An 8,140-nucleotide genomic window follows, 5' to 3' on the forward strand; every position below is an offset into this window, starting at 1 on the left:
AACTCAACCAGGCCCTGGTTCTACCTATTACTTCGTGTTACAGTTAAAACTCGCTAGTGAGTGAACTGTGTCACAAGGCTGTCGTTCCCCACCGATCGGCAGGCATGAAGGAGTAGCTAGATGTCGCAGAAGATATCGACACCCGCTTCGTCGTTCGCCGAGCCGGATCACATCCTGTTGCAGGCTCGCAATGTCGAGTTCGACTGGTCCGATCTGCCCATGCACTGGATTCCGGGCGATCCGTTCAGCACACACGTTCTCAACGTGCTTCACCTTCTCCTCCCCGCCGGTGAGGAATGGTTTGTCGAGACCTTCAAGGAAGCTCTTCCTCTGATCGAGGACGAGAAACTCCGTGAAGACGTCGTCGGATTCATCGGCCAAGAGGCGATGCACTCCAACGCGCACTCGGGTGTCCTCGTCCATCTCAAGGAAAACGGCCTCGATCCGACGCCGTACACCCAGCAGATGGAGTGGGCATTCTCGAAGCTGCTCGGACCGCGTCCGATGACGGGTCTGCGTGCCGAGAATCACCTGGTGGAGCGCTTGGCGATCATCGCGGCCATCGAACACATCACTGCTTTCCTCGGCGACTGGGTGCTCAACGCCAAGGGACTGGACAAAGCCGGCATGCACCCGACCATGCTTGATCTCCTTCGCTGGCACGGCGCCGAAGAAGTCGAACACCGAGCCGTCGCGTACGACGTTATGCGCTACTTCGACAAGCGTGAGACCCGCCGGATCCGTACCCAGATCCTCGTCACGCCCGCAATCGTGTGGCTGTGGATTCGCGGTACCCGGTTCTTGATGCGCAACGATCCCGAGCTTGCCGCTCAGGCTCCCAGCCGTCGACGCCCCCACCTGTCCGATTTCATCGCGGCCGGTAAGCGCGGCACAGTTCCCACGTCGTTCGAGCTGGTCAAGCGGATGTCGACCTACTTCAGCAAGTCCTATCACCCCAGTAACGAGGGCTCGACCGCCCAGGCGGTGCAATACCTCGCGTCGTCACCCGCAGCCCAGGCGGCCGCACGGTGATTTCACTCTCGAGGGTCAAGGACGTCATCTCCGGGCACGACGGGTTGCCGCGGTTTCCGGCGCCACCCGATCTGTCCGGCAAGAACCGTCCCGACCGCGCCATGCGCATCACGGAGTTGTTGGCGGACAAGTACCTTCGGGTGTTGACGGCCTACGACTACAACCCCGAGATCGCGGGCCACAACCCCGACACGGCCATGAACATGGTGGTCAGCACACGTGAGGTGGTGGCAACCGACGAGAACGTCGTTCGCCTGCGCTTCGAATCCGCCGACGGCTCACCGATTCCGCCGTGGCATCCGGGTTCGCACCTGGACTTCCATCTACCTTCGGGTCTGCGGCGTCAGTATTCGCTGTGCGGCGACCCGGCCGATCGCACGGGATACAGCGTCGCGGTGCGCCGGATCCCCGACGGCGGTGGCGGTTCCATCGAGATGCACGCTCTCCAGCCCGGTGAGCACGTCACGGTACGCGGACCACGCAACGGCTTCCCGTTTGTCGGAGAAGGCAGCGCGTTGTTCGTCGCCGGCGGCATCGGTATCACGCCGATCATCGCAATGGTCCGTGCGGCAAGAGAATTGGGGATGGACTGGTACTTCGTGTACTCGGGCCGCTCCCGTGAATCCATGCCGTTCCTCGACGAGATCGCAACCTGGGATCCCGAGCGTGTCTTCGTGCGCCCGGACGACGAGTTCGGATTGCCCACCACCACAGACCTTCTCGGACGAGCGCCGGTCGGCGGCGCCGTGTACTGCTGTGGCCCGACGCCGATGCTCGATGCCGTCCGCCGCGGTTTCCGCGATACACCCTCCACCGCTTTGCATTTCGAGCGGTTCGGGGCTCCGCCGGTGATCGACGGCAAGGAATTCGAAGTGCAGCTTGTCAATTCGGGTCAGGTACTCACCGTGCCCGCCGACGAGTCCGCGCTCGACGTCATCAAGAAGACATTGCCCGGTGTCGGGTACTCGTGTCAGCAGGGTTTCTGCGGAACCTGTCGTGTGAAGGTACTCGCGGGTAAACCCGATCACCGCGAAAGGCGTCTGACCGACACCGAACAGGAAACGGAGATGCTCATCTGCGTATCCCGTTCCGACGGTGGACGTCTCGTTCTCGATCTCTAGATATTTCCCGACTCCGAAGGGTTCGACAATGTCGAAGCACTCTCCTGTCCATGCCGTGACCGCGCGTCGCGTGACCAACGGTTCCGTCAGCCTGGCCGTGTTCGAGCAGGGCAAGGCAGACGGCGAGACCATCGTCCTGGTGCATGGTTGGCCCGACACCCATGAACTGTGGAACCGCATCGTGCCTTTGCTGGCAGACGACTTCCGCGTCGTCAGCTACGACAGCCGCGGGGCCGGTGAGAGCACAATCCCCTCGAGGGTGCAGGACTACCAACTGAGCGCACTGGCCGGCGATCTTTTTGCCGTCATCGACGCGGTCAGCCCGGGCAAGCCGGTGCACGTCCTCGCGCACGACTGGGGATCCGTCGAAACGTGGGAAGCGGTCTGCGAGCCGGGTGCCGAAGCGAAGATCGCGTCGTTCTCGTCCATCTCGGGCCCCAATCTCGATCATCTCGGCAAGTGGATCCGGGCGAGCGCGTCCAAGCGTCGTTTCCTCGGCCCGGCGGCGCAGGGAATTGCGTCGGCCTACACCGTTCTGTTCCAGATTCCCGGGCTGTGCACCCTTCCGTTGCGTCTGTGGTTCTCCAAGCACTGGCCGGCATTTCTGGGCTTCTTCGACGGTCTGGACCCCCGTGTGGTCAACACCGCGCCCACCATCGCCGACGACATGGTGAACGGACTCAAGCTTTATCGCGCGAACATCCGGCCGTCGCTCGGCAAGCCGCGGGATCGGTACACGGACGTGCCTGTTCAGCTCATTCTGAACAAGTACGACAAAGCCGTTCGTCCGGTGGGATACGAAGACACCGAAAAATGGGTCTCCGACCTGCAGCGACGCGAAATTGCCGCGGGACACTGGTCGCCGTTTTCACATCCGGGCGAAGTTGCCGAACATGCGCGGGCATTTATCGCGAGCCTGAGAGAGCGTCGCTCGGAGAAGCAAAGTTCCTAGCGTTTCACCTTCCGGGGATCGTAAAAATTCGTCTGCGGCGCAGCCAGGGGTGTCATTGGCCGCTTCTAGTCGGTGCTTACCAGTAAGATGGTCAACGGTAACTAGCGGCAACATTCTCGAACCCGCTCCGACGACACCCGCAAGGGCTTGCTGACGGCTGCGCTCGAGTATTGACGGAGAAGGAGAGCTACCCACCCGTGGCTGCCCAGAAGTCAGATACAAGCACTTCCAGCAAGGACTACAACGCGTCGTCCATCACCGTCCTCGAAGGACTCGAGGCGGTACGTAAGCGTCCAGGCATGTACATCGGTTCCACCGGTGAACGCGGCCTGCACCACCTCATTTGGGAGGTCGTCGACAACTCGGTCGACGAGGCGATGGCCGGACACGCCACCAAGGTCGAGGTCACCCTCCTCGAAGACGGCGGAATCCGCGTCATCGACGACGGCCGTGGCATCCCGGTCGGCATGCACGCCTCCGGAGTTCCCACCGTCGAGGTCGTGCTGACCCAGCTGCACGCCGGCGGCAAGTTCGACTCCGACTCCTACGCCGTCTCCGGTGGTCTGCACGGCGTCGGTATCTCGGTGGTCAACGCGCTCTCCACCCGGCTCGACGTCGACATCAAGGTCGACGGCTACCGGTGGCAGCAGACGTACACCGATTCCAAGCCGGGAGAGCTCGTACAGGGCGACCCGACGAAGGAGACCGGCACCACCGTCAGTTTCTGGGCCGATCCCGAGATCTTCGAGACCACCCGCTACAACTTCGAGACCGTTGCGCGTCGTCTGCAGGAAATGGCCTTCCTCAACAAGGGCCTGACCATCACGCTGACCGACGAGCGCGCCGAGGTCATCGACGACGAAGCTGCCGAGGTGGCCGAGGCTCCCAAGTCTGCTGCCGAAGAAGCCGAAGAAGCTGCTCAGGCAGCGCCGCGTAAGTCCAAGACCCGTATCTACCACTACCCCGGTGGACTCGAGGACTACGTCCGGCACATCAACAAGAGCAAGACCCCGATCCACAACTCGGTCGTCGGATTCACCGCCAAGGGCACCGGCCACGAGCTCGAGGTCGCAATGCAGTGGAACTCCGGCTACTCGGAGTCGGTGCACACCTTCGCCAACACGATCAACACCCACGAGGGTGGTACCCACGAAGAGGGCTTCCGCGCCGCACTGACCGCAACGGTCAACAAGTACGCGCTCGAAAAGAAGCTGCTCAAGGACAAAGATCCCAAGCTCACCGGTGACGACATCCGTGAAGGACTTGCGGCCATCATCTCGGTGAAGGTCGGTGAACCCCAGTTCGAGGGTCAGACCAAGACCAAGCTCGGCAATACCGAGGTCAAGTCCTTCGTGCAGAAGGCGTGCAACGAGCACCTCGCGCACTGGTTCGAGGCGAACCCGGCCGACGCGAAAACCATTGTGAACAAGGCTGTTTCGTCGGCGCAGGCCCGCGTCGCCGCACGTAAGGCGCGTGAGCTGGTCCGTCGTAAGAGCGCGACCGACCTCGGTGGCCTGCCAGGCAAGCTCGCCGATTGCCGCTCCAACGATCCGGAGAAGTCCGAGATCTACATCGTGGAGGGCGACTCCGCAGGCGGCTCGGCCAAGTCCGGCCGAGACTCGATGTACCAGGCGATCCTCCCGCTTCGCGGAAAGATCATCAACGTCGAGAAGGCGCGTATCGATCGCGTCCTCAAGAACACCGAAGTCCAGTCGATCATCACCGCGTTCGGCACGGGCATCCACGACGAGTTCGACATCGCCAAGCTGCGCTATCACAAGATCGTGCTCATGGCCGACGCCGACGTCGACGGTCAGCACATCGCAACGCTGCTGCTCACGCTGCTGTTCCGCTTCATGCGGCCGCTCGTCGAGCACGGCAAGGTCTACCTCGCGCAGCCGCCGCTGTACAAGCTCAAGTGGCAGAAGGGTGCGCAGCCGGAATTCGCGTACTCCGACCGCGAGCGCGACGCGATGGTCAAGGCCGGCCTCGAGTCCGGCAAGAAGATCAACAAGGACGACGGCATCCAGCGCTACAAAGGCCTCGGCGAGATGAACGCCAAGGAGCTGTGGGAAACCACGATGGACCCGACGGTGCGCGTTCTGCGTCTCGTCACGCTCGACGACGCGGCTGCTGCCGACGAGCTGTTCAGCGTGCTGATGGGCGAAGACGTCGAAGCACGACGCAGCTTCATCACCCGCAATGCCCGGGATGTTCGTTTCCTCGACGTGTAGGCCTGCGGCCCTGTGAGCGGTTGAGGAGTCCCCGGACTCCTTTTCCGCGCACAGGGGCTTGCCCCCTCTTTTAAGAAAGTGAGCTCATGACCGACACCACGTTGCCACCGGACGGTCCGCAACACGACCGGATCGAACCGGTCGACATCCAGCAGGAAATGCAGAACAGCTACATCGACTACGCCATGAGCGTCATCGTCGGTCGCGCTCTGCCGGATGTCCGCGACGGACTCAAGCCGGTGCACCGCCGCGTGCTCTACGCGATGTACGACAACGGATATCGCCCCGACCGCGGATACGTGAAGTCTGCCCGACCGGTCGCCGAGACCATGGGTAACTACCACCCCCACGGCGACTCCTCGATCTACGACACGTTGGTCCGTATGGCCCAGCCGTGGTCGCTGCGTTACCCGCTCGTCGACGGTCAGGGAAACTTCGGATCCCGCGGCAACGACGGCGCAGCCGCCATGCGTTACACCGAGTGCAGGCTCACGCCGCTCGCGATGGAAATGCTGCGCGAAATCGACCACGAGACAGTCGATTTCACCCCGAACTACGACGGCAAGACGCAGGAACCGACGGTTCTGCCCAGCCGTATCCCGAACCTGCTGATCAACGGTTCCAACGGCATCGCCGTCGGTATGGCCACCAACATTCCGCCGCACAACCTGCGTGAAGTTGCCGAGGCCATCTACTGGGCGCTCGACAACTTCGAAGCGGACGAGGAAGCCACCCTCGCGGCCGTCATGGAGCGCATCAAGGGACCCGACTTCCCCACGCACGGGCTCATCGTCGGTGGACAGGGCATCCAGGACGCCTACACCACCGGCCGTGGCTCCGTTCGTATGCGCGGCGTCGTCGAGATCGAAGAAGATGCCAAGGGCCGCACCACGATCGTCATCACCGAGCTGCCCTACCAGGTCAACCCGGACAACCTGATCACCTCCATCGCGGAGCAGGTTCGTGACGCCAAGATCGGTGGCATCTCCGACATCCACGACGAGTCCTCGGACCGCGTCGGCATGCGCATCGTCGTCACCGTCAAGCGTGACGCCGTTGCCAAGGTCGTGCTGAACAACCTTTACAAGCACACCCAGCTGCAGACCAGCTTCGGCTGCAACATGCTCTCCATCGTCGACGGAGTGCCGCGCACGCTGCGCCTCGACCAGATGATCCGTCTGTACACGGCGCATCAGCTCGAGGTCATCGTTCGTCGTACCAGGTACCTGCTTCGCAAGGCACAGGAGCGCGCCCACATCCTGCGCGGTCTGGTCAAGGCCCTCGACGCTCTGGACGAGGTCATCGCCTTGATCCGTGCGTCGCAGACCGTCGACATCGCTCGCGCCGGATTGATGGAACTCCTCGACGTCGACGAGATCCAGGCCGACGCCATCCTCGGCATGCAGCTGCGTCGTCTGGCCGCCCTCGAGCGTCAGAAGATCGTCGACGAGTTGGCCGAGATCGAACTCGAAATCGCGGACCTCGAAGACATTCTGGCTCGCCCGGAGCGTCAGCGCGCGATCGTTCGTGACGAGCTCAAGGAAATCGTCGACAAGTACGGCGACGACCGTCGTACCCGCATCATCGCCGCCGACGGAGACGTCAACGACGAGGATCTGATCGCCCGCGAAGACGTCGTCGTCACGATCACCGAGACCGGTTACGCCAAGCGCACCAAGACCGACCTGTACCGCTCGCAGAAGCGCGGCGGCAAGGGTGTTCAGGGTGCCGGCCTCAAGCAGGACGACATCGTCTCGCACTTCTTCGTCACGTCGACGCACGACTGGCTGCTGTTCTTCACCACGAAGGGCCGCGTCTACCGCGCCAAGGCTTACGAACTGCCCGAGGCGAGCCGTACCGCTCGCGGTCAGCACGTTGCCAACCTGCTGGCCTTCCAGCCGGACGAGCGCATTCAGTCCGTCATCCAGATCAAGACGTACGAAGACGCGCCCTACCTGGTGCTCGCCACTCGCAACGGTCTGGTCAAGAAGTCCAAGCTCACCGACTTCGACTCCAACCGCAGCGGTGGCATCGTCGCCATCAACCTGCGCGGTGAAGACGAACTGGTCGGCGCTGTCCTCTGCTCCGCCGAAGACGACCTCCTTCTCGTCTCGGCACAGGGCCAGTCGATCCGCTTCTCGGCCACCGACGAGGCACTGCGTCCGATGGGCCGCGCCACTTCCGGTGTCCAGGGCATGCGTTTCAACGGTGACGACGAGCTGCTCTCGCTCAACGTCGTTCGTGAAGGAACGTTCCTCCTGGTCGCCACCTCGGGCGGTTACTCCAAGCGAACCGGCATGGAGGATTACCCGGTGCAGGGTCGCGGCGGCAAGGGCGTGCTCACGATTCAGTACGACAAGAAACGTGGCACTCTGGTCGGTGCGCTCATCGTCGACGACGACGACGAGCTGTACGCGATCACCTCGGGCGGCGGCGTCATCAGGACGGCTGCCAAGCAGGTTCGTAAGGCGGGACGCCAGACCAAGGGCGTGCGTCTGATGAACCTCGGCGAAGGCGACACACTGCTCGCGATTGCGCGCAACGCCGACGAGCCCGAAGAGCTCGCTGCAGAGACCACCGACAACGCAGACAATGCCGATGGAGCTAAGGAGTCCTAGTGAGCACTCCCAACCAGCCGGGCAGTGACCAGAAGAGCGAAAGCACTTCAGGTTCGACGCCACCGAAGCCGGAGCAGGCAACTGCTCCGGCGGGGCCGCAGACCTCGAAACCTGCAGCTCCAGCGGACGGCGGACCCAAAGCTTCCGAGGCAGCTCCGGCGCCCAAGGCGCCGGAGCCGCCTC

The 8,140-nt window shown here is 62.9% G+C and carries 5 protein-coding genes and 1 pseudogene; all 6 read left to right on the top strand.

Annotation, left to right across the window (positions count from 1 at the left end; all coding sequences use genetic code 11):
• Nucleotides 1-120 precede the first annotated feature (120 nt).
• Nucleotides 121-1,032: a metal-dependent hydrolase gene (locus YH3_RS01845; RefSeq protein ID WP_007729174.1), complete on the top strand. Its 912-nt coding sequence runs from the start codon at nt 121-123 to the stop codon at nt 1,030-1,032.
• Nucleotides 1,032-2,153: a PDR/VanB family oxidoreductase gene (locus YH3_RS01850; RefSeq protein WP_039973074.1), complete on the top strand. Its 1,122-nt coding sequence runs from the start codon at nt 1,032-1,034 to the stop codon at nt 2,151-2,153. The genes YH3_RS01845 and YH3_RS01850 overlap by 1 nt, the downstream gene beginning before the upstream one ends.
• A gap of 28 nt (nt 2,154-2,181) precedes the next feature.
• Nucleotides 2,182-3,105 (top strand): alpha/beta fold hydrolase, encoded by a 924-nt coding sequence (locus YH3_RS01855; protein WP_064442892.1) that lies wholly within the window; start codon nt 2,182-2,184, stop codon nt 3,103-3,105.
• Between the two features lie 197 nt (nt 3,106-3,302).
• Nucleotides 3,303-5,339 (top strand): DNA topoisomerase (ATP-hydrolyzing) subunit B, encoded by a 2,037-nt coding sequence (gene gyrB / locus YH3_RS01860; RefSeq protein ID WP_003942515.1) that lies wholly within the window; start codon nt 3,303-3,305, stop codon nt 5,337-5,339.
• An 86-nt stretch (nt 5,340-5,425) separates the two neighbouring features.
• Nucleotides 5,426-7,957: a DNA gyrase subunit A gene (gene gyrA, locus YH3_RS01865; RefSeq protein ID WP_047272672.1), complete on the top strand. Its 2,532-nt coding sequence runs from the start codon at nt 5,426-5,428 to the stop codon at nt 7,955-7,957.
• A pseudogene (locus YH3_RS35470) lies at nt 7,957-8,140 on the top strand (hypothetical protein); the annotation flags it as partial. The gene gyrA and the pseudogene YH3_RS35470, both read left to right, overlap by 1 nt.

The organism is Rhodococcus sp. YH3-3, assembly GCF_001653035.1.
Taxonomy (GTDB): Bacteria; Actinomycetota; Actinomycetes; order Mycobacteriales; family Mycobacteriaceae; genus Rhodococcus_F; species Rhodococcus_F qingshengii.